Origin of the sequence: Hymenobacter lapidarius, assembly GCF_001816145.1 — a bacterium.
GTDB classification, from domain to species: domain Bacteria; phylum Bacteroidota; class Bacteroidia; order Cytophagales; family Hymenobacteraceae; genus Hymenobacter; species Hymenobacter lapidarius.
Genome location: NZ_MDZB01000175.1, coordinates 37,204 through 57,185, shown reverse-complemented (window position 1 = coordinate 57,185; position 19,982 = coordinate 37,204). Strand labels below are relative to the sequence as shown.

The following is a 19,982-nucleotide window of genomic DNA, read 5'->3' as shown; positions in this document are numbered from 1 at the left end:
GGGGGGGGTTACGTGCTCAGCATATCCGCAAAGTCTTCTTCACTTACAATAATAGCGGTTGCGTCTCCTGAATAGGTGCGAGAGAATAGCAGCATGGCCTTACCTGTTTGCGCTTTGTAGCGGTTGTCTTCGCCCTTTTCTAGGGGGCCGAACAATTGCTCCAGACACCCTTGCAACTTGTTACTGTTGGAAAGGCCCGACGAATTGAAGCTGACTTGTGAAAAGCCTCCGTTGCGGAACGTATAAATAACATCGTGCACAGGTACCAAGCCATACGCCACGGCTTCGCCTTTGCGCGTAAAGGACACGCCTTCGGGGCTACTGGTAACCGTATCCAAGCCGGGGTATTCGCTGGCAGGTTGCCCAAACTTGAAATCTTGAAAGCCTTCGCCCGGCGCTTGTGCGGCTGCAACGGCTTTAATGGTTTCTTCATCTGAGAGCGTAGCTGAGTGGCAGCCTACGCAAAGCAATAAGGCAAGAGGCAGAGGTTTCATCCGGCTAATATACCGACGCCAACGCCCCAGCGATTAAACCCACCGCACAAAAGGTGGCCTATCTCGCTTCGCGCAGATTTACGGCCGATTAGCTTTTAATGCAAAAACGCAAAGGCCCGGCTAAGAGATTGGCCGGGCCTTTTCTTGTCATAGCGGGAATATTGCTAGGATTTCTTCGCAGCTTGAGAAGCATTCTGTTGCGCCTCCAAAAGGCCGCTTAGGGACATAGGCCAAATGCGAAAACGTTTCCAGTATACTTTGTTCCCATTCCCAAACGGCGGCGGCATTCGTGGATTTATGCAAGGCTAAGACTTCGTAAGAATAATTGTTAAGGGCCTGCGGGCCTACAAAACGCCTTTTTACAGAATCAGATGTAACCCCTGCTTTATAAAAAACTTCGTCCTTGTCAAATATGCGTAATAAATACAGGTAACAGATGCGATTTTTTGCCCGCGCAATCCAGCTAAGACGGTTAATTTCGGTGCGCCGCGCCTCTCCACACATGGGGCAGCCAGACCCCTCCAAATGGTTGCGCGCCTTTCTTTCAAACGCGCCGTGCTTTGGGCACATAATAGCAACTTTGCAGCCTCTACCCGTGTACACCGTTTTTGAATAATCGTAGCGGTTTTCGTGCGCTGCTTGAGCACGGGCGATAAATGAGGCCGTACTATGCGAGTTGGCTATGATGGCGCATGATGGGCACCCATTTCCATTCATGTGAGATTTTGAAAGCTGCTCAAACTCGCCATGTTCTGGGCAAACAATGGTGAGTTTTCGCCCCCTCCCCGCATATACCGTTATTGAGTAATCGTAGCGGTCGCCGTGGGCGGCTTGGGCTCGCGCTATGAAGGCAGGGGTATCAATGCGCGCCACGCCGGCACAGGCTGGGCAGCCACTACCCTTCATGTGGTGCGAAGGCTTTTGCTCAAATTTTCCGTGTTCAGGGCAATTGATAGCAACATTGTGGCTGTTGCCTATATAAATCGTTTTTGAGTAATCATAGCGATGGCCATGGGTTTCTTTGGCCCTAGCAATGAAGGCATGCGTATCAAGGGAGCGGCTTATTGACCCCTTCTCTTGCCCACAAAATCTACACCCAATGCCTTTGCCATGGTCGCTGGGCCGCTGCTCGAAAAAGCCGTGGATTGAGCAGGTAATTACCACTTTAGTTTGTCCATTTACATACACCACCTTCTCGTAGCCGTACTTGCCCACCCCGTGCACGGCCTGAGCCTTGGCAATAAATTCCGCAGTTGTTAAAGCCTTAGACATAGTTTATCAAATATCAACACCAATTTTTAATACAAACGTGCCCACCCTGGGCAGCGCGGCAAGCAACGGCTCTACTTCCCCGTAGCATTCCGTAAGGCCCGCAAAAGGCAGGAAAGGCCGGCAGGAATAGGGCTTCAGTTGCATGTGCAATCGTTCCTCTAAGTCGAACACCCGCCCCGCGCTCCAGCTCCCATACCGCGCCACGGTGCGCCACTTGTACCCCGCGAAGCGCAAGCGGGCGAAGCGGGCGGCTAAATTGAAGGTTATCCCAATTTTGTAGAACGGTTGTTCGCCCTCATTCCCGTACAGCTTTACGACATAGAGCACGGCCTTGCGCCCGTTCTGCTTGCTGAGCCACTGCGCCCGGCCCATGCCGCCCCTGCGCTTCGTGGCGGGGGCGGTTGCTAGTTTGGCCGCTGCCATTACCACGCGGCTATCATTTCAAACGACTGTGTACCGGGCCCGGGCATCAGCTTGCGGGGCGCGGGGCTGAATACTTCAATTGCGGCTGGCTGGGTGGGCAATGGCGTAACGCTAAACACGCGGTCAAACTCATTTACCAATGTCGTATCAAGGATTTTGGCGTACACCTTTTCCGTCATTTTCACGGAAGAGTGCCCCAAAAACTTGCTCACGACTTCCATGCGAATGCCTAGATTCAGCATCATGACGCCCGCCGTTTTACGCCCAACATGGGTTGTCATCTTGTCGGCTGAAAAGCCACACACGGCGCCAATTTCTTTTAAATAGCGGTTGTAGACGGCGTTTGCCGGAACCGGTAGCTCGCCCTTGTACTGGCTTAGCAGCCGCTCCGCTTCTGGCAACAAGGGGATGACGCATTCGTAGCCGTGGTGCATGGTGGATTTCTGGCGGCGCACCCGTAGCAACCGCCGCAAATTGCCTTGCGCGTCGGTTTGGTATTCCGCGTCCCGTGCCACATTCAGCGCATAGAGGTCGGCATACGCCAAGCCTGTCCAGCACTGGAATAGAAAGCAGTCCCGTACCCGTGCCAAGTAGTCTGGCAAGCAAGTGGCGCGCAGAATGCCGATTTCGCCCACGGTCAAATACTTGATTTCTCCCGGCGCAGTCAGTTTGTATTGATACAGCACCATTGGGTTCTTGTCCAAATGTTCCCGCCGCACGCCCCAAGTCAGGACTTGGCTGACGTTTTGCAGGTTCTTGAGCGCCGTGTTCCGCTTGTGGCCCTTCGCTTTCATGAGCCAGTACAGCAGCTTATCGGCCATGTTGATGGTGAACTCTTCGGGCCGTAGCTCGGTGAGTTTGTGGGCCTGCAAAAAGGCGCAGATATTGCCAAACCGCACCTTGTGGGCCGTGGCCGTAGCAGGGCTAATTTCAACGCCCACAAGGCCTTGCTGCTCAGCTAAAAACTGTTGAAACAGTTCTATCATGTTGAGCATGGCCCCGTTGGTCAAGTACACGCGCTGCACCCGCTTGGCGGTGATGGGCTTGTTTTGCCGGTCAAGGTCGGCAACGATGTCCGTGAGTCGGTCACGCATTTTCACTAGTGATTCGTTGGCCGTGCGGGCGGCTGGCGTGCGTCCCAACACGCGGCTGGCCGCTCCGTCCCAATCGCCATAGGTCGTTTCGATACCGGTAGCAACCTCGATTCGGTCCCTTCCCATGACGCTCAAGCGACAATAAATGCTACCGGGGGTGCTGGCCTCCCGTTCCCCCGCGTGGCGGCGCACCTGCTTGCGAAACCAGAACAGAATATTTACCCGCGTTCTCATGATTGTGGCCCCTCTCCAACTTTTGCGGTGGGCACTTCAACGGCGGCGTTCATCGGCCCAGCGGCGGCTTGCTTGGCGGCCTTGCTCATTGCGGCAGGAGCGACACGGGCGCGGCGCGCGGTGCCTCTTTGGCTGGCTTGTTCGCGGGCCAATGCAGCCAGGGCCTTGCCCTGCTGTTCGGCAAGGGTTCGGGTGTAGGCGTCCCATTCGGCCCGGCGCTGGGCACTTTCAGCGTCGCGTTGGACTTCTTGCCGTTGGGCGGCTTGCAAATCGGCGCGGACTTCCAACCCGATTTCGCCCAACGTGGTGTTCAGGTTGTGCTCCAGCCGGGCAATGCGTTTGCCAAAATTCTCGGCCAATAGCTGCGCGATTTCGGTGCCGTCGTTCAAGCACACCGCAATCGTAACGGGGCCGCTCTGGCTGCGAATTGTTACTTCAAATACGCCTTCATCGGAAGCCAACAGCAAGGCAGCCCATTGGGCCACCAGCTTGTTGTAAATCGTTGTTTGGCGGGTAGCCGATTCCTGGCTAAAGTTCTGCTGATAGTCGTACATGGCGGGGCGCGACTAGCAAGCGTGAGATAGACCAACTAACTCCACCGCCGTGCTGGCCATTTCGCCGCCCCCAAAGGGAGCGGCTATGTAGGCAGTGAGGCGGGTGATTTCAAGGGCGGCGGCATCTTTCGTCAGCCGGTTGATACCCAGCAATACCCGCGTTTTGTGGCGGCGGGTAACAACGGCGTGGTTCAGCAAGCAGATAATTTCCTGCTTTTGTTCGCCCGTGGCATAGGTTGCGGGCGCCCGTTCTTCGCGTTCCGCAAGCTCGATTACCGAATTGCGGTACCATTTGGCCAGCGTACTAGTATTCTGGCACTTGGCTACGCTGGCAATAGTGCGGTCAATCTCGGCTTGGGTGGCGTAGGCCGAACCTAAAACCAATTCGAGGATGAGGGCCTGCAAGCCGGTTACCTGGGCTTGCTTGGTGGTGGTTTGGGGGGAGGCTGTTGAAGCAGCTTGACCTGGCATTACATTTTTCATGTAATTTTGTGGTTGGATTGGGGGTTGCGTAGTCCCCACCCTGTAGCGGCTGTTGAAGCGGCCGTTGCGTGAAGGCCAGGCGTTGAAGCGCCTGGCCTTTTTGCGTTCTACTTTGGTGAGGCGTCCCGTTTGGACATAACAAATGTACGCAAAAGTCTAGACATTGCAATGACATAATGAAAATAAACATTATTTTTTATTTGCGAAGTCTAGACATATATTTGCACCCATGGAACCCAAAAAGAGCAATAAGCCGCGAAGCCCGCAAATCAATGTTAAAATGACTGATGAGGAACGGGTACTGTTTTCGCGGGTAGGGCGCGCCCGCGGCCTCAGTATTTCTGCTTTGGCACGCTCCCTTATGCATGAAGAAGCATTGCGCCTCAGCATGTCTATTAATGATACTGAAGCGCAACTAGTAGAAGCGCGTCGTAGAAAGATTAATTTGATTTTGGGGGAAGATTTAAACGACTAACTAAATGTCCCGCCGCACTCCCTTTGCGGGACGCACCCGTTCCCGCCGCGTCACCCGGCGCAAATACCCCGAAGAATGGGCGTGGTGGGCCGCGTCCGGCTGGCAGATGATGGTAGAAGAGGGGGAGGCAGGCGCATTGCGCCTGAACAGCTACAAAGCACTGCGGGGTGCTACCGTGTGGGGCGGTTCGGCTACGGCCGAACAAGCCAGCACAAAGCAGGGAATCAGCCGGTTTTTAGTTGAGACGCTTTACTACCACTTGCACCCGCGCAAGGCCCGCAAGGCATTTGAAGCCACAGGAGCGGTGTGCAGCGAATCGGAGTTGGTGGCCTTCATTCGCCAGCGGCGGCGGAATGTTCAGCAACTAGTACCAAGCTCTGCATTAATTCTTACATAGGTAAGGCTTGAAGGACGGAATTGTTACCCGCTGTAGTTCACAATCTTGGTCGTGCCGTCGGCGTAGGTGAGCAGCACCCTATCGGGTCCGAGCGCGGCCACGGTGGGCGTGTCGGCCATGCGCTGGTTGCTGGCTTCAATGGCGGCCAGGCGGGTATTCATCTGAGCAAAAGCCGCGTTAACCGGCTGTTGGGCTTGGGCCTGCTGGCGCTGATTGTATTCCTGCTGTTGTGCGCGTAGGCGGGCGGGCAAGGCGTAATCGGGTAAGGCTATCGGTTGACGTGGCAACAACGGCGGCGGTAACAACTCGCGCATGGAGGGCGCGGACCAATCAATTTCCCCTGGTTTGCCTTCGTGCAGGGCCTTGAAGAGGGAGTAATAGTCCTTTGTCAATTCCTGGTTGGCTACAAATTCCCCCTTGTGCACCACGCCGGCCTCTTCGTATTTGCCGCCCTTTTCCGTAAAGCCGCCGGTGTAAAAGCTGCCGCCGCCGATTTGGCCGGCGGCTTGGAAGGCTGTAATCTTTGAAGCGGTAAAGGCCCCTACCAACACGGCGCTCAAGGCAATGCCTGCCGCAATACCCGCGCCGGGCAGAATAGCATCGAGTTTAGACGTACCCGCAAAAACGTTGGAAACGGCTGTGATTAGGTTGCCCGCCTGCGTGATGGTGTCAAGCAGCACTTGGGCCTTAGCTGCTTGGCGTTGCTCAATCAGTGCCTCTTTTCGTATTTGGCGCTGCTCTGCAATAGCGGCCCGCGTAGCGGCAACATTTGCGGCACTACCTTCTTCACGGTACTGCAATTCTTGATTAAGCTGGTTTTGCAGTTCGCCAATGGCAGTGGTGGCGTCGGCTGCCTTTTGGGCGGCGGCTTGCTGCTGGGCTTGTAGGATTTGGCTAATTGAGCCGACTACGGACGCTGTTACTTCATCTAATGCCTCCCGTAGCTCTGGGCTATCGGCTTTGCCGAGAATAAGCCGATATAGGTCGAACTTGCCTTCTGACTTCTTCTGCATGGCTAGCAAGCCATCGTATGTGTTTTGGGCTACTTGCAGGGCGTCTTTATTGGCCGTGCTCGGGTCCGAGTCCAGCACGCGCCGCTTGAGGTCGATTTCCTTTAGTGCATACTTCAGCTTTACAGCAAACAAGCCTTGTTGTCGTACTTCTTCCGCTTTTACGGGGTCGGTAAAGTCGAGCGCGGCTGATTCAGCTACCGATGAAGCTAGCTTCTGTTCTTCGTCCAACCGCTTTTGCTCTTGGTCTAGCAGCAATTTGGCCCTCTCCCGCCCGTACCTTTCAATAGCGGCCTTGAGTTGCGCGGGCTGGCTGGCGTATTTATCCTTCTCCTTTTCAAAAGCCAAGGCCAGCGCGTCCAACTGCTTTTGGTCTCCCTCTTTTTGGAGGTCTAATAGTTGGTCCTGCTTTGTGCGCTGAATAGCCAACAGGCGTTCGTAATGGGCATCGTATGCTCCCTGAATAAGCGTGTTCTCTTGCTCTAGTTGTACGGCATCAAATGCATTACCTTGCCCAGCCGCTTTCTTTGAGGCCTTGAGCTTCCGGCTGGATTCGTAAATGTTGGTCAGGTCTAGTTGAAACTGCCGTTCAGATGCCTTTTTTGCGTCATCTTCTTGTTGTTCGGCGGCTTTTAGGGCAAGCTCCTTGTAGGTCTGCTGTTCGCGCAGGTAGGCTTCTAGCAGTTGGGCCTGTTTGTTCTCGCGTTTGTCCGCGCTCTTATCCTGCTTGCCTTGAAGTTCGGCAATTAGCTTATCGGTTTTTTCTAGGTCAGCTTGATACCCGGCCAACCGTTTGCGGTAGCCCGTATCGTCATAGTCATTCGTAGTCAGGCTTTCCAACTGCTTTTGCACTTCGGCCCGGTGGGCTTGCAGGGCGTCAATCGACTTCGTGAGGGCTGCCGTGTTACCCGTTAGGGCGCCGGTGGAAGCAGCCGTAGAAATGCCCAACGCCTGCATAAAAGCCGCCTTTTGGCGGGTTAGCTCGTTGCTTTTATCCTCTTCTGTGTTTAGCGCAATTTGCGCCTTGCGGTAGGCTTCTGTCGCCTGGAACAACTCCCTGACAGCCGGGGAAACCGTTGATATAGCCACCTTGCGGCCGGCAATTTGGTCCAAGGTGTTTTGAGCCGCAACCGCAAGCGGCAAGCCCTGGTTCTCCTTGCGAATATCCGCGCCAAACCCAATGCTGCCGTTGTCATTTATGGCCCGTATGCCGTTACTGCTTTCAACGTTGCGTTGCCGCTCAACATAGAGCCTGCCCAACTGCTTGCGTATCTCAATTTCCGCCTCCAACCGTTTGCGTAGGGCGTCGGCTGTTTTGGCGGCCTGGTCGGCAATCTTTTCCTGCTGTTTTTCGAGCACTATGCGATTGACCAAAGAGGCCGATACCTTGTCAATGGCGGTAGACAATTCATCGTTACCCACCTTTTCAGCGTTGATGTTGCCCAGCAAAGCGGGGTACTCGGCCTGCAATTCTTTGATTAATCGGGTGCGCTCGGCATTGCCCACGTTCAGGCTTGTAATGGCAACTAGCGATTCCTCAAGCTCTACTTGTTCTTGCGCCGTGGCATCGGAGGCTAGTTTTGCCGAGCTCACAAATTCGGCCACGTACTTAATGGCCGGGGCAAAAAATGCGCCCAACTTCGCGCTGCTTTCTTGCAAGAAAGTATTGATGCGGGAAATATTTGAGCCTAGCTGCGTGGCTGCGTTAGCTGTGGCGTCGCCATAGGTGCGCTTGATTTCTGCCGCGAACTTGGGCAAAAAATCTCGCGCCGTGATGGTGCCCTTTTGCAGCATCTTATCAAGTTCGGCCGTCGTGACCCCCAGGGCCTTCGCGGCTTTGGCCGTGGCGTCGGGTAAAACATCCCCAAGCTGGCCTCGCAATTCCTCTGCTGTGAGCTTGCCTTTCGACATAATTTGCTGCACTGCGCGGAGGGCTTGCTCTAGTTCAGCGTCCGACTTTTGCAGCACTTTCGCTTCACCGGCAACCGCCTCAAAAATATCCCGCGTTTCGGCGGCGGTAAAGTTGGCTTCTTTGCCCGCCGTAAATATGCCCGTGTAGGCTTTGCCCAATGTGAGCAAGGGCACACCTAGTGCATCGGCCTGGGCTTTGACGTAAGCGAACTCCCTGCCGCCTTCCCGCACCGAACCCGCTACGCCCACAAGCGTGGCTTGCAAGCCTGAAAGGGCTGCAAAATTGCTTATTCCTTGCTTTATTTTATCTACAACGGCATTGACCGTTACCAAGCCAGCGGCCAACGGGCCTACTTTGCCCAGCAAGGAGCCAAAGAAGCCGCCTGACGAACCCGCGCTATCGTTAGCGGGTTGCTGCCGAGCCGTGGCCGCTTCCTTTCGTGCGGCAGCTTCCGCCTTCACCTGAACATTCAGGTCCTTGGCGGCGGCGGCGGCTTCCTTCGTGGCGTTGGTTTGCAGCCGGCGGGCATCGCGCACGGCCAGCACGGCGGCGCGCTCCTGCTCGGTGGCGGCGCGGTTTTCCAGGATGGCCGCTTTGGCTTCGCGGATGCGGGCGGTATTCTTCTCAATCTCCCGGCCCAAGCGCTTGACCTCATCGGCGCTGCCGCTCGCTTTCTGGGCGGCGGCCAGCTCGCGGTTGGCGGCCGTGAGTTGGCGCACGGCTTCACGGGCGCTGGCCGTGGCGGCGGCGGCGGCGCGGTACTCGGCCGTCGTGCCGGCCAGTTGGTCGGAGTAGGCCGTGGCGGCTTTGGCGGCTTCGGCAAAGGAGTTGGTGGCCACGGCCCCGGACTGGCGCAGGCCCTCGCGCAGGGCCACGTCGGCTTGCCCTATTTTAGCCAGGCCCGCCACAATCTCGGACGGGTCAAAGGAATACAGCTGGCCTAAGTCGGTGGGCATGGCGGGGCGGTTAGTGAGCCGACAGGCGGCGGATGGATTCTTCTTTGTTGCGCTTCATGCGGTAGAAGTCGCGGGCATCGAGTTGCAGGGCGGCTAAGTAGCGGGCGGGGTCGTCCTCGCTGAACCAGCTCAGCAGCGCGGCCCAATAGGAGCTCAGCTGCTCTATTCGCTCGGCTGCGGTAAGGAGGCGGGCGTCAGCCCTGCCGGCGTCAAGGAGTGGGCGTAGCTGCCGTAGCCAGTTTTCATGCAGCGAATGGCTGCGAGCAAGAAAAAACCCGAGTGGACGCCCTCCCACGCGCCGTAGCATTTGGCCTGCATGGCGGCGAAGTCGTACTTGCTGGGGTCTTCTTCCGGGGCGTTGAAGAACATGCCCACGATTTCCACCTCCCGCACCCGGTTGGCGCCGATGATGTTAATGCCCTGTCGGAGCAGCTCCACGGTGCTGGCCGCCTTCACGAAGTCGAGCTTGTTGAAGCTGGCCTTGAGCGTGTCCAGCCCGTCGATGATGCCGGGCAGCTTGGTATCCAGGCCGAACTCAATGCTGAGCCGGTCGTAGAAGCGGGAGCGGCCCGTCAGCAGGCCGTCGAACATGGTGTAGGTGACGCCTTTGGCCGTGAAGCTGGTGGCGTCCGGTTCGGGCGTGATGATTTCCGGGATTATTGGCGTATTCATATTGCGTTCTTCCGGCTATTTTGACTTCCCCAAAGGGGCTGAACATTTGTATAGTGGAAGCACGCCATACGGTCTGCTTCAATGGAGAAATCAAAGGCTCGGCACGGGGCTATGTGGTCCAGTTCCCACCCCGGCTTGCCTGTCCTCCGTCCGTAGTTTTCAACGGTCATACCAGGGCCTAGGAGCGATTTAATATACTGTTCGAGCTGCTTGGCATCGCAGCCTAACAGGGCTCTGGTTTCTGAGGCAGAAATAGCTGCCTTAAGGGCTCTGCCCATTCTTATCTTTAGATTAAAGAAAAGACGAGCAGCAAAATTATTTCGCTGTGGCCCTTTTGAATATGCTGCTGCCTTTTCTGCTACTATAGCCCTTTGCTCGGGGGTACGAGAGTCCCTCAATGCTTTGCGTTGCAGGTATATCCGCTCCTTATTTGCAAGGGCGAAGGCTATGCGTTGCTCCTTGCCACCATTTAAATACCGATGAGCCCTTGCTTCACGCATTTCCGGGGTATTGTTTGCCGCCCGCTTGGCCGCCTCGCATTCTTTGCAGTGCGATTTTATTTTAATCGCGGACGATGAATTACACCCAAACGCCTCGAAAGGCTTGAGTTTTTGGCATTTTGAGCATTGGGCATTGCCGTCAACGACAACCCTTCTTTCGGCGTGACTCGTGCTATTTTTCATACCACAAGATACGACTATTGCCATTGTACAGCAACACAATGTTACTATAATCTTGCCCATTTCGTGATTTTGTTTAACACCATTGCCGTGATTATTGAAAGGGATATGTAGACAAACCAAAGCCCGGCGAAGCACGCCCACCAATACCACGACTGCCTATAGTCTTCGGGCCAATACAAAATCAGGTAGCTCCATGTGGCTATTTGCCCTGTAACACACACAAAGCATCCCCACAGCGGCTTGAACCACTCCTGTTCGTCCAGCTCGGTGCCGTGGGCGTGGCGCCACTGGCGCCGCAGCCAGGCTTGCACCGGGGAGAGCAGCATCCCATCGGCCACCAAAATAGAGGCGAAGCAGACGCCTACCGCCGCCGTGCCCAGCACATGCAGAAAGAAGGTCGTATCCATCAGAGAATCGGCGAAGCAGGTGGCAACAGGCAGGCGGTGCGGTCTAAGTCGAGCGTCGGCAAGGCCGGAAGCAGGCAGGCCGGGGCGTACTGGTAGCGGCACTTTAGTTCCAGGCCCAGCAGCTGGTACGGCGGGTACAGCAGGGGCGTGGTGCCCCCGCCGAAGCTGTAGGCGCTCAGCAGGGCGGCCCCGGCGGGCAAGGTGCTGGTCGTGATGAACAGGCCCCGGTAGTCGCCTGTGTCGAAGCGGCGGCGCACGCTGAGCGCCTGTTCCACTTCGGCCTGCAGGCGGTTCTGCGGCAGGGCGTGGCTGAGCTTGAAGGGATTGAGCCATAGCAGCAGGCGCAGCGTGGCTTCGCGCTGGGTGGCTTGCCCTTGCCCGGTGCTGATTTCGCCGCCGTCCTCAAAGAAGACAATCGAGCCGGTGTGCTCGTCGGGGGTCAGGTAGCGCCCGTCGCGCTCGCACTCGGCGGCCGTGTAGGCAGCGGGCACCGGCAGGCGTTCACTGCGGGGCGTGTCGCCGTCCATGATGGTGCGCTCGTGGACCCGCGCCAGGCCCGTTACCCGGTCCAGAAACGGGAGGGTGGCTTGCAGGCGCTCGGCAAGGTGCTGGGCTAGGTCGGTCGTCATGCGGGCTTAATTGCGGAGGGGGGAATGCACGAGGTAGCCGTCCAGGTAGGCTTTCCACTGCGCGGCTACTTCCGCGTAAGGCGCCAGCAGCCAAATCGAGCTTTCAGTGCTCATAAAAATGACACACTTAGCGTTGCCGTTTTTGAAGTCGTCACCCGCCGGCTCTTCAATCCGGCATACATCCGCCCACAGGATGATGGTCAGGTACTCGAACTCTTCCTGTGTGGACTCGTCGCGGGCAATGCGGGTGCTTTCAAAGTAGGGCTTCATACCTGGAAGTAGCTGTTGATGATTCGGGTTACTTCCCGCTGCGTGACGGCGGCAATCTCGGCCCGCTCGGCAGCGTTGGGAGCCAGAAAGTCGCCGCGCTGCTTGGTGTTGTAGCCCACCTTGTCAGCATCTTCTTGGGTGCTGGCCACGATGCGTGCTTGGGCCACGGCCCCGGATACGCCCGCCGCGCTGGCCTGCAGGCTGCGGAACATGCGGCCCGTGAAGGTGAGGTTCACGTAGGCCGTGGGCAAGCCCAGGGCGTCGCGAAAGCCTTTGTAGGTGCCGAGCTTGTTCTTTTTGATGTAGGCCCGCCCGCCCGCGTTGAACGCCTTGCTGGTGAAGAGAAACGAGGGCACGGGCGTCGTGGAGTACCCCGGCCCGGCCACGCCCTGGCTTTGCACCCGGAACGTGACCAGGGCCAGCGCCGTCTGGGCACGGAGCAGGGCCAGCCGGGGGGCGGCCTGCACGACGCCCTGGCTGGCCTGTTGGGCAAGGTCCTGGAGCGTGGCCATTAGCGCGTCACGGTGGTGGTAGGATGCCAGCCGGACGGCGTGCAAACAAAGCAGGGGTGCTGCACCCGGCCCAGGCCAGCGGCGCTGGTGAGCCACCTGAGGTGCTGCTGAACCAAATCGGCGTAGCGGGCACCGAGGGCGGGCAGGGTTTTGGGTTCGAGCATCGTGTAGCGGCTCACGCTGGCATCAGCCAGCAAATCCACCACCATGAGTTCGGCGGCTTGGTAGAGCAGCGCCTGGGCCACGTACAGTTGCAGTTCGGGGTACTCGCTCACCGCGTAGCACAGCCCATCGGCGGCACCGGGCGCGGTGCATTCTTCGGCTACGCTCAGGGTGAAGCCGAAGCTGCTTGTGGCCGTGGTGATGCCGGAGAGGGAAGCGGCCACGGATTGGCCCCAGGGCCCGCCGCCGCTGCAGGGCGGGCAAAACAGCTTCGTATCAAGCGGGCGCACGCCTTCGGGCAGCAGGGCCTCCAAGGTGTGCGGCTGCCCATCGAGGGGAATGAGGATGCCGGCAACGGCTTGCGCGGGAGCGTTGGTGCTGGTGAGCGTGCCCACGGGCTGCCCGTCGAGCAAGAGCGGCACGGCGGCCACCGTGGCGGTGGCGTCGAGGCGCACGGTGCTGATTCGGTAGGCCCCGAAATCGCGCACCACGGTTTGCAGGGTGAGCCGGGCGAGCGTGAGCGCCGGCAGGGCCTGGCCGTTGCCGGGCTTGCCCAGCACGCCGCGCCGTTCGTAGCGGGCGGCTCCGAGGGCGGCCCGGCCCTGCAGGGCGGTGCGGATGCGCAGGGCGGCCAGTTCGCGGGCGCGGCGCAGGCGGGCGTACAAATCGCTCTTGGGGTTGCCGTTGCTCACCCGGAAGCTGAGGCCCTCCACCTGGTCGAGGTAGAAGCCCGTGGCACTGGCCGTGAGCGCGGCGGCGGCTTCGGGGTCGGGGGGCAGCGGGAAGCAGTCGGAGCCGGCGGCGCTGATGCCCACAAGGGCGGTTAAGCAGGTGTTGTCGAACGGGGCTTGCGGCATGGCACAAAGGTGCCGGCCCGGCCCTACGGCCCGGAAATGCCGGACGCAAAAAGCCCCGGCCGTTGCGGGTCGGGGCTTTTGTTACGGCGCTACTGCCGGGCGGTCTAACCGTCCTTGAGCAGCAAAATGCCGGGCCGAACAGCGTCCACGCCAGCGGCTTTGTGCACGCCGATGTGGGCCTTGAGCTTGCCGGTGTGCACGGTTACGGGGTGGCCGTTGACCATGACGCAGGCCTCCTCAAACACCACGTCGTAGAGCATGTCCGTGATGTTGTTGGATTTGAAGTTCGTCCAGATTTGGCCCTTGGCGGTTTCGCGGGGCGTGCTGGGCAGAAACGACTTGTAGAACAGGCCCAGGGCGCCGGGCTTCACCAGGAAGGTGTCCTCGGCCAGGGCGGCATCGGCAAAGCCTTCCAGGTCAAAGTACTCGCGGAAGAACGCCACGCGGGCCGCGTCGCCGCCGCCTTCGGGGTTGGCCCCGTCGAGGCGGGCGTTGAAGTAGTCCACGAACAGCTGGCCGCCGTCAATCATGTAGGGGCTGCCCATCTGATTGAGGCGGGCCATTTTCACGAGCTGAGCCACCAGCTTGCGGTTGTAGTTGGCCGTGGGCACGGTGATAACACCGTCCGCGCCCACGGTGCCCACGCCGGCAGCGGTGCCGGCCTTGGGGGCGTTGTGGAGCACCTTGGCGCGGGCCAGGGTTTGGGCGTTCACCCAGGTGTCGAGCTTGGCGGCTTTCACCGACAGGAGGCGCGACAACTCGGCCTGGGCGGCGCGCTGCACGGATTCCGGGCCGCCCTGGATGCCCAGCCGGCGCATGGTTTCCTCGCTAATCTGGAACGTGATTTCCTTGCAGATGGGGGCGTCGATGCGCGTGGTGGCCGCCTCGCCTTCCGCGCCAACCAAGGCGCAATCGTCGGTGCAGTCCTGCACGTCGCCCGTGTCCACGCCCCACTGCACGTCCACGAAGTCGGTGGGCGATGCCTGCAGGCGGCCTTGGATGCCGGTGGCACCCGTGCCGGTGCGCTGGTTGGCCTGTACGGCGTTGGCCGTGATGACGTGGGCGGGGTCCGAGAGCAGGGCTTCGGGGTCGGCGTACACGCCACGGGCGTCGGCCTTAACTTCGGTAATATAGAGGGTGGAGAGGGCCATGATGGTCTAAGGGGTGGGCAAAAGGGTGGCTGGCCTACGTAGCCGCCTGCGCCTGCCAGTAGCCCCGCAATTCGGTCAGGGCATCGGCGGGCAGGTTGGGGTCGTTGGCCAGGGTGATGTACTCCTGCTCCGACTTGGGCAGCGCGCCCTTGAAATGCGTCAGCACGGCCGCCCCCTGGCCGGCGGCCACTTGTTCGGGGGTGAGGCTGGCGGATTGGCGGGGCTGGCTGACGGGCAAGTCGAAGCCGGATTCCTCAACGGCACTGCGCACGTAGTCGGCAAAGCTGACGGGGTGGCCGTGGGCGTTGGGCAAATACACGCCGTCTTGCTGCAGGGGCTTAATCGTGCCGTCTTCCCCCAACTCGTACTTGCCGTTTTTGATTTCGGCAATCACGCGGGCCTTTTGCCGGGCGGCTTTCACCGGGTCGGCGTTGAAGTTGGGGTTTAGCTCGGCGAGATGGGCTTCGGCGGCCTGGGCTACCTTGGCGTCCTGCTGCTCCTTGCGGAATGAGTCGATTTGCGCCTGCAGCTTGGTTTCGGCGTCTTTGCTCGCGGTGGAGATGGCCAGCATCTTTTCGTTTTCGGCCTTGGTGAGCGCGGCTTTCACCACGGGCAAACGCAGGGCGTCGTCATCGGAAAGGGCCTGGCCGGCTTTCTGGCGGGCACTGGTTTCTAAGGCATCGAGCGCACTGTCCAAGTCATCAAACGAGGCATCGGCGGCCCCGCGCTTCCGCAGCGCAGCTTCTACCGTGCTGGTCGCTTCTTTCTTGGACGCTTTGTGGCCGGCATCGTACTGGGCCTTGCGGTAGGCTTTGAACGTGTCGGTGAGCGTGGCAATGCCTTCATCGGATTTTGCGGCTTCCGCAACCTCATCGGCCGGTTTGTTTAGCGTGGCGGCCACCACGCTCAGGAGTCGTTGGAAATCTTCCATTGCTCAATAATTGTATTTCAGGGGGCGAAACCGGCCCCAAGCGGGTGTTTTGGGTAAGTTGTTGGTCTTGCCCCGGTAATTTCGGAGCCTTTTGCACTGCTTTAGTCGGCAGATTTGGACTTTTCCACTTTGACGGCCGCCGGCTTCGGGGCCTCGTCTTCGATGGCCGTTACTTCGTACTCGCTGAAACGAGTGCCAAAGACGGCCTTCATGGCGTCGAGCTGGGCCGTGGTGACGTGCTCAGCGGGGGCGGCGCCGTTGCGCAGCTTCACGGTGTGGGCGGGCTTGCTCATGGCTACTTGGCGAGGGGGGCGGGCTTGGCCGGCTTGATGGAATAGCCGCCTTTGTCTTCGCCCAACAGGGACCAGGTGGATGCGGAGAACTCTTTTTCGGTGCCGTCTTCGTGAACGGCGACCACGGTATCCGGGGTGGGGGACTTGGGCATGGGCTTGGGAATGAGGTGAGGAATGAGGAATAAGGGATTCAGCAGCCACAAAGCACCGGGGGCGGCCCTACCGCCGCAAAGCCGGGCCTACCTTTGCGGCCTATGCGATTCAAGGCCGTAACCCGGCGCACCTTCACTGCCCGCTACGTGCGCTCCCTGCTGCCGCCCGTGCACGTTGCGCCCGCGCCGGGCGGGGTGGTGCTCACGCTGGATTTGAGCGCCCTGGTGAGCCGGCTGGCGATGCGCGAGGCGCTGAAGCAGGCGGGGGTGCGGCCGGGCGGGGTTTAGCTGGCCTTGATGCGCAGCACGCCGTCCGGCCCTTCCTCCAAATCGGCCCTCATTCGCAGGGCTATGGCGTTGGGCAGGCTTGATGAACGGCGCCTCCTCTTATATGTTTCGGATTTTACTTGTAATATGTGTTAGCAAGTGTTATCTTTATTGTATGGAAATCAATGAAATATGGCGCGCGGTTGTTGGCTTTGCTGGTCGATATGAAGTTTCGAATGTGGGCCGCGTGCGCTCGCTCCCAAAAGGGCCTCTTGGCAAGATTCGCTACATTGGCGGCCCTGCGCAAACTGGCTATACAAAGGTTTTATTGAGTCGGGATGGGAAGCATCACCACTTTAATATTCACACTTTGGTGGCGTCTGCCTTTATTGAAAAGCCCGCCTCTGAATCGCCTTTATGCGTCAATCATAAGGACGGCAATAAGGCCAACAACTCTGTGAGTAATCTCGAATGGGTCACCTATCAGGAAAACTCAATTCACGCGGCAAAGAATAGGCTTAGCAAAATCGGTTCTGAACACTACGCGGCAAGGTTTACCGATGAGGAAGTGCTTTTGATTAGGGAGGCATTTCGAACAACGTCATCCGTCGAATTAGCTACTAGGCATGGCATTACAACAGGTGCAATGTCTGCCTTAATACAGGGCAGAACTTGGAAACACCTTCCCGTACTGAACTACAACGGAAGAGTTGGGAAGCTATACAACCCTCGTCCCGACTTCGAAGAGGCTGCCCGCAAGGTTCACGGTGCTACCTATGATTACTCGCAGGTCGTATATTTTCGAACGAATGTGCATGTGACTATCATTTGCCCCACGCACGGCGCGTTTAGTCAAACACCAAATACTCATATGCAGGGCAGCGGGTGTCAAAAGTGCTGGGCTGCACGGCGGGCTTCTCTACGTTCGAAGAACTAGCTTACCAGCACCGTCTTCCATCAAGTCAGGGCGGCGGCTTAATGCGATACTGTTGCTGATTGCGTGGAACGTGTGCCGGCACGAATAGCCACCGGCCTGCACCAGCGGCTCGTAGGGGTCGGGCCTGCCGTCGAACTCGCCTGCGGCTTTGTTGCGGTAGCCGCCGTAGGCATCGGCGCTGGTGCCGAACCGGGCTATCTCGGAACGCAGGAACACGCGGCCGTTGCGCACCTTGCAAAAGGCGCGGCTGCTCTTAATCAGGCCGCCTTGATACAGGTAGGCGGATAACCCCAGTTCTTCCGCTGCAACGTGCTGCAGGGTGCGGTCGGCTTCGTTGTAGGTGTCATTGGCCTCCTTGTACAGCCGCTCCATCAGCCCCGTGGCCCCGTTGCCGCCCGTGACGAGCGTTTCGAGCCCTTGCCGGTAAGCACCCAGCCCGACGCCCGTGGCCTGCGCCTGATAGGCGTAACGCAGCAACTCCCGCTGGGCCGTGGTGTCGCCGACGAGCGTGCTCAGGTAGCCGCCGGGCACGGGCACGCCGGCCGCCGTGATGCCGAGCCGGGTTTCGAGCAAGCCCGTCAGCGGCGCCCGTAGCTGCCGGTAGTTGGTCAGTCCCAGGGCGGCAAAGTAGTCGAGCTGCAGGGCCGGCAGCAGCAGCAGCGACTGGGCATAGGCCACGGCCAGCGGCACGGCCACGGCAGCGGTGTACTCGGCCAGGAGCTGCGCAATCAGGGCGGGGTCAGCCAGGGTATCTTCTAAGCGGTTGAGCAGGCCCCGTAGCATTTCCCGCTGGGCCGTGGTCAGGTCGCGGGCTAACTGCGCCTGTAGGGCTTCTACGGCGGCACTGCGGGCAGCGGCGGCTTCTTCGGGGCTTAGCATTAGCGGGCGGGCTTACGCTGTAGCCGCTACCGGGGCGGCGCTAAAGGTGGGGGTGACAAAGGCACCGGGCCGGGCGGCTCCCGTGCTGCTCAGTTCGGCTACCAGGGCCGCGACTTTGGCATCCACGAGGTCCTGCTGCGCCTGCGGGGCCAGGTCGTAGAAGCCGGGGGTAGCGCGTTCCAATTCGTAGAAGATGCTGTCCTGTTCGGTGCGCAGCAGGAACTTGGGCGTGGGGATGGCATTCATGGCCCACAGCTTCAATACGTGCTCATCGGAGAGGCCGATGTAGGACACGAACCGCTGCTTGACGGTGAAGCGCCGCAGCTTTTCGGGGTTGTCGGCCAGCTTGCGGCGGGTGATGTCGATGTACAGCTCCTGCATGAACATGGCATCCAGCCCCGCCTTGGCAGCCCCGTCGTACACGGCAATCAAGTCGGACAGCTCGGGGGCTACCAGCTCGTAAGGGAACTTGTAGACCGCTACCAGCCCGGCGGCAATGTCGTTGTAGCCCGCGATGACGGCGGCGTGGTAGGTGTAGGTGCCGCTGATAAAGTCGCCCATCGGCGCCAGGGCCGTGTTCTTCTGGGCCGCTTCGGCCAGGCGCTCCGTGGCCGTGGTGACGAGAGTGGCCTTGCTGAGCGTGTCGGTGTTGAAGAGCGTGCGCTGGGCCCGGGCTACTAAGTAGTCGGTGAACTTGAGCTGAAATTCGGCTACCTCGATGGGCGGGCGCTCAAAGTGGACCATCTTGGAGAGGTCCGGCATCTTGCCCAACTCCTCCAAATCGCGGGGCAGCGGGAAGGTGACGACCTCCAGGGCCGATTCCTGCACGGGGCTGCGCTGCGTGCCGTGGCACACGCCACAGGTCTGCTGGGTGCTCGGGTCCTTGCCCGCCACGCAGGCCCCGGCGCTCATGGCCGGGCACGGGGGCACGAACATGGACTTGTGCGGGTGAATCGTGCGCTTGAGGTTGATGTCCAGCTCCGAATCCAGGTGCAGGGACTTGACCAGAAAGCAGATGGCCGGGTGCAGCGGGCTCACGTAGGTACGGCCCTCGGTTTCGGCATCAAGCGCGTAGCCCAGCGGGGAAGCGGGCACCCGCCCGGCGCGGTGCTCTAGGATGCGGTACTGCCAGGCCACGGACCCGGTTTCGCTCAGCACCGTGCCGGCTACCGTGGCTCCTTCCGGCATGGTGTTGAGGGTGGTGCCGTTCTCGCTCAGCACGGGCCAGTAGTCCACCGACTCGTTGGCTAGGTAGACGGTGTAGCGCCAGCCGGCTGTGCCGTTCGGCGTGCTCACCCGCACGCGGGCCGTGACGCTGGTGATGTTACCGGCCTGCCGGGTGAAGTCCACCACGGCGCTGCTGGGCAGCAGCACGGGGTAGGGGCGGGCGCGTTCGCGGCGGAAGTCGAAGGCCCCGAACTCGGTGAGCAGCCACGCGTTGGGGTCGCTCATGGCCACGGCCCCGACTACGTGGTCGGCCAGGTAGTCTTCGAGCGGCTTGCTGTGGTAGTAGCCGTCGGTGAGGGTCTGCAGCAGGGCGGCGTTGCGGGAAGCGGCAGCATCGGAGAGGCCCGCGTAGTCGAAGCGGCGTTCCACCTGCGAGCCCTTGAGCCGGCTCACCTGCTTGAACGGCGTGCGCAGCTCGTTCCACACGGCGGGCAGCGTGCTCACGGTCAGGTTCAGGCGGGCGGCAAATTCGGCGGGGCTTTCGCGGGCCACGAAGGGCTGCAGCAGGGTGGCAATCTGCCCGGTTTCGAGCTTCTTGCAAAAGGCCGCGTAATCGACGGTGCGCTGGTAGTCCGGGTGCGTGACATTGCCCAGCAGGCGGGGGGCGGCGCGGGCAATGGCTTCGGCTAGATTCATAGCGGCAAAGGTT

The 19,982-nt window shown here is 59.6% G+C and carries 25 protein-coding genes; 5 read left to right on the top strand and 20 right to left on the bottom strand.

Features of this window, described 5'->3' with window-relative positions; translation table 11 throughout:
• Nucleotides 1–8 precede the first annotated feature (8 nt).
• The 6 genes from BEN47_RS19615 to BEN47_RS19595 all read right to left on the bottom strand — a co-directional run bounded on the left by BEN47_RS19615 (nt 9) and on the right by BEN47_RS19595 (nt 4,554).
• Nucleotides 9–494 (bottom strand): hypothetical protein, encoded by a 486-nt coding sequence (locus tag BEN47_RS19615; protein ID WP_125921830.1) that lies wholly within the window; start codon nt 492–494, stop codon nt 9–11.
• A 147-nt stretch (nt 495–641) separates the two neighbouring features.
• Nucleotides 642–1,766: a DUF723 domain-containing protein gene (locus BEN47_RS21190; RefSeq protein WP_125921829.1), complete on the bottom strand. Its 1,125-nt coding sequence runs from the start codon at nt 1,764–1,766 to the stop codon at nt 642–644.
• Between the two features lie 6 nt (nt 1,767–1,772).
• A complete protein-coding gene (locus BEN47_RS19610; protein WP_158011127.1) occupies nt 1,773–2,138 on the bottom strand; it encodes a GIY-YIG nuclease family protein in 366 nt (121 codons plus the stop codon).
• A 50-nt stretch (nt 2,139–2,188) separates the two neighbouring features.
• Nucleotides 2,189–3,517: a tyrosine-type recombinase/integrase gene (locus BEN47_RS19605; protein ID WP_083322620.1), complete on the bottom strand. Its 1,329-nt coding sequence runs from the start codon at nt 3,515–3,517 to the stop codon at nt 2,189–2,191.
• Entirely contained in the window at nt 3,514–4,071 is a 558-nt protein-coding gene (locus BEN47_RS19600; protein WP_070731021.1) for a hypothetical protein, read from the bottom strand. Before BEN47_RS19600 ends, BEN47_RS19605 begins: the two co-directional genes overlap by 4 nt.
• A 12-nt stretch (nt 4,072–4,083) precedes the next feature.
• Nucleotides 4,084–4,554, bottom strand: coding sequence for a hypothetical protein (locus BEN47_RS19595; RefSeq protein WP_070731018.1), 471 nt, complete (start codon nt 4,552–4,554; stop codon nt 4,084–4,086).
• A gap of 229 nt (nt 4,555–4,783) precedes the next feature.
• Here BEN47_RS19595 and BEN47_RS19590 point away from each other — a divergent pair, with 229 nt between their 5' ends.
• Together BEN47_RS19590 and BEN47_RS19585 are read left to right on the top strand one after the other, a co-directional pair.
• Complete coding sequence (locus BEN47_RS19590) at nt 4,784–5,029, top strand: hypothetical protein (RefSeq protein WP_070731015.1); 246 nt, start codon at nt 4,784–4,786, stop codon at nt 5,027–5,029.
• 4 nt (nt 5,030–5,033) lie between these two features.
• The gene (locus tag BEN47_RS19585) at nt 5,034–5,426 is read left to right on the top strand and encodes a hypothetical protein (RefSeq protein WP_070731012.1); all 393 of its coding nucleotides are present in this window, start codon (nt 5,034–5,036) and stop codon (nt 5,424–5,426) included.
• A gap of 23 nt (nt 5,427–5,449) precedes the next feature.
• Here the strand turns inward: BEN47_RS19585 and BEN47_RS19580 are convergent, their stop codons facing one another.
• Nucleotides 5,450–8,884 (bottom strand): tape measure protein, encoded by a 3,435-nt coding sequence (locus BEN47_RS19580; RefSeq protein ID WP_158011125.1) that lies wholly within the window; start codon nt 8,882–8,884, stop codon nt 5,450–5,452.
• On the opposite strand from BEN47_RS19580, the gene BEN47_RS21665 reads away from it, so the two are divergent.
• Nucleotides 8,861–9,292, top strand: coding sequence for a hypothetical protein (locus BEN47_RS21665; protein ID WP_158011123.1), 432 nt, complete (start codon nt 8,861–8,863; stop codon nt 9,290–9,292). The genes BEN47_RS19580 and BEN47_RS21665 overlap by 24 nt on opposite strands.
• A gap of 174 nt (nt 9,293–9,466) precedes the next feature.
• Here BEN47_RS21665 and BEN47_RS19575 read toward each other — a convergent pair whose 3' ends face one another.
• From BEN47_RS19575 to BEN47_RS21660, 11 genes are all read right to left on the bottom strand, one after another.
• Nucleotides 9,467–9,976 (bottom strand): hypothetical protein, encoded by a 510-nt coding sequence (locus BEN47_RS19575; RefSeq protein ID WP_070731007.1) that lies wholly within the window; start codon nt 9,974–9,976, stop codon nt 9,467–9,469.
• The gene (locus tag BEN47_RS21185) at nt 9,973–10,659 is read right to left on the bottom strand and encodes a hypothetical protein (protein WP_125921828.1); all 687 of its coding nucleotides are present in this window, start codon (nt 10,657–10,659) and stop codon (nt 9,973–9,975) included. The genes BEN47_RS19575 and BEN47_RS21185 overlap by 4 nt, the downstream gene beginning before the upstream one ends.
• 44 nt (nt 10,660–10,703) lie before the next feature.
• Nucleotides 10,704–11,066, bottom strand: coding sequence for a hypothetical protein (locus tag BEN47_RS19565; protein ID WP_070731003.1), 363 nt, complete (start codon nt 11,064–11,066; stop codon nt 10,704–10,706).
• A complete protein-coding gene (locus BEN47_RS19560; RefSeq protein ID WP_070730999.1) occupies nt 11,066–11,695 on the bottom strand; it encodes a hypothetical protein in 630 nt (209 codons plus the stop codon). Before BEN47_RS19560 ends, BEN47_RS19565 begins: the two co-directional genes overlap by 1 nt.
• Nucleotides 11,696–11,701: 6 nt before the next feature.
• Nucleotides 11,702–11,965 carry a hypothetical protein gene (locus BEN47_RS19555; RefSeq protein WP_070730997.1) on the bottom strand — a complete coding sequence of 88 codons (264 nt, stop codon included), beginning with the start codon at nt 11,963–11,965 and terminating at the stop codon, nt 11,702–11,704.
• Nucleotides 11,962–12,477 carry a hypothetical protein gene (locus BEN47_RS19550; RefSeq protein ID WP_070730994.1) on the bottom strand — a complete coding sequence of 172 codons (516 nt, stop codon included), beginning with the start codon at nt 12,475–12,477 and terminating at the stop codon, nt 11,962–11,964. Before BEN47_RS19550 ends, BEN47_RS19555 begins: the two co-directional genes overlap by 4 nt.
• Complete coding sequence (locus BEN47_RS19545) at nt 12,477–13,496, bottom strand: hypothetical protein (RefSeq protein WP_070730992.1); 1,020 nt, start codon at nt 13,494–13,496, stop codon at nt 12,477–12,479. The genes BEN47_RS19550 and BEN47_RS19545 overlap by 1 nt, the downstream gene beginning before the upstream one ends.
• Before the next feature lie 104 nt (nt 13,497–13,600).
• Nucleotides 13,601–14,647 (bottom strand): hypothetical protein, encoded by a 1,047-nt coding sequence (locus tag BEN47_RS19540; RefSeq protein ID WP_070730989.1) that lies wholly within the window; start codon nt 14,645–14,647, stop codon nt 13,601–13,603.
• A 34-nt stretch (nt 14,648–14,681) separates the two neighbouring features.
• Complete coding sequence (locus BEN47_RS19535) at nt 14,682–15,578, bottom strand: hypothetical protein (protein ID WP_070730986.1); 897 nt, start codon at nt 15,576–15,578, stop codon at nt 14,682–14,684.
• 101 nt (nt 15,579–15,679) lie between these two features.
• Complete coding sequence (locus BEN47_RS19530; protein ID WP_070730984.1) at nt 15,680–15,871, bottom strand: hypothetical protein; 192 nt, start codon at nt 15,869–15,871, stop codon at nt 15,680–15,682.
• A gap of 2 nt (nt 15,872–15,873) precedes the next feature.
• Nucleotides 15,874–16,023 (bottom strand): hypothetical protein, encoded by a 150-nt coding sequence (locus BEN47_RS21660; protein ID WP_158011121.1) that lies wholly within the window; start codon nt 16,021–16,023, stop codon nt 15,874–15,876.
• 102 nt (nt 16,024–16,125) lie between these two features.
• On the opposite strand from BEN47_RS21660, the gene BEN47_RS19520 reads away from it, so the two are divergent.
• Nucleotides 16,126–16,311 (top strand): hypothetical protein, encoded by a 186-nt coding sequence (locus tag BEN47_RS19520; protein WP_070730981.1) that lies wholly within the window; start codon nt 16,126–16,128, stop codon nt 16,309–16,311.
• Between the two features lie 154 nt (nt 16,312–16,465).
• Nucleotides 16,466–17,227 carry a DUF723 domain-containing protein gene (locus tag BEN47_RS20550; protein ID WP_158011135.1) on the top strand — a complete coding sequence of 254 codons (762 nt, stop codon included), beginning with the start codon at nt 16,466–16,468 and terminating at the stop codon, nt 17,225–17,227.
• Here the strand turns inward: BEN47_RS20550 and BEN47_RS19515 are convergent.
• Both BEN47_RS19515 and BEN47_RS19510 read right to left on the bottom strand, forming a co-directional pair.
• Nucleotides 17,210–18,106 carry a hypothetical protein gene (locus BEN47_RS19515; protein ID WP_070730979.1) on the bottom strand — a complete coding sequence of 299 codons (897 nt, stop codon included), beginning with the start codon at nt 18,104–18,106 and terminating at the stop codon, nt 17,210–17,212. The two genes, BEN47_RS20550 and BEN47_RS19515, sit on opposite strands and share 18 nt — an antisense overlap.
• A 12-nt stretch (nt 18,107–18,118) precedes the next feature.
• Nucleotides 18,119–19,969, bottom strand: coding sequence for a hypothetical protein (locus tag BEN47_RS19510; RefSeq protein WP_070730977.1), 1,851 nt, complete (start codon nt 19,967–19,969; stop codon nt 18,119–18,121).
• Nucleotides 19,970–19,982: the final 13 nt, after the last annotated feature.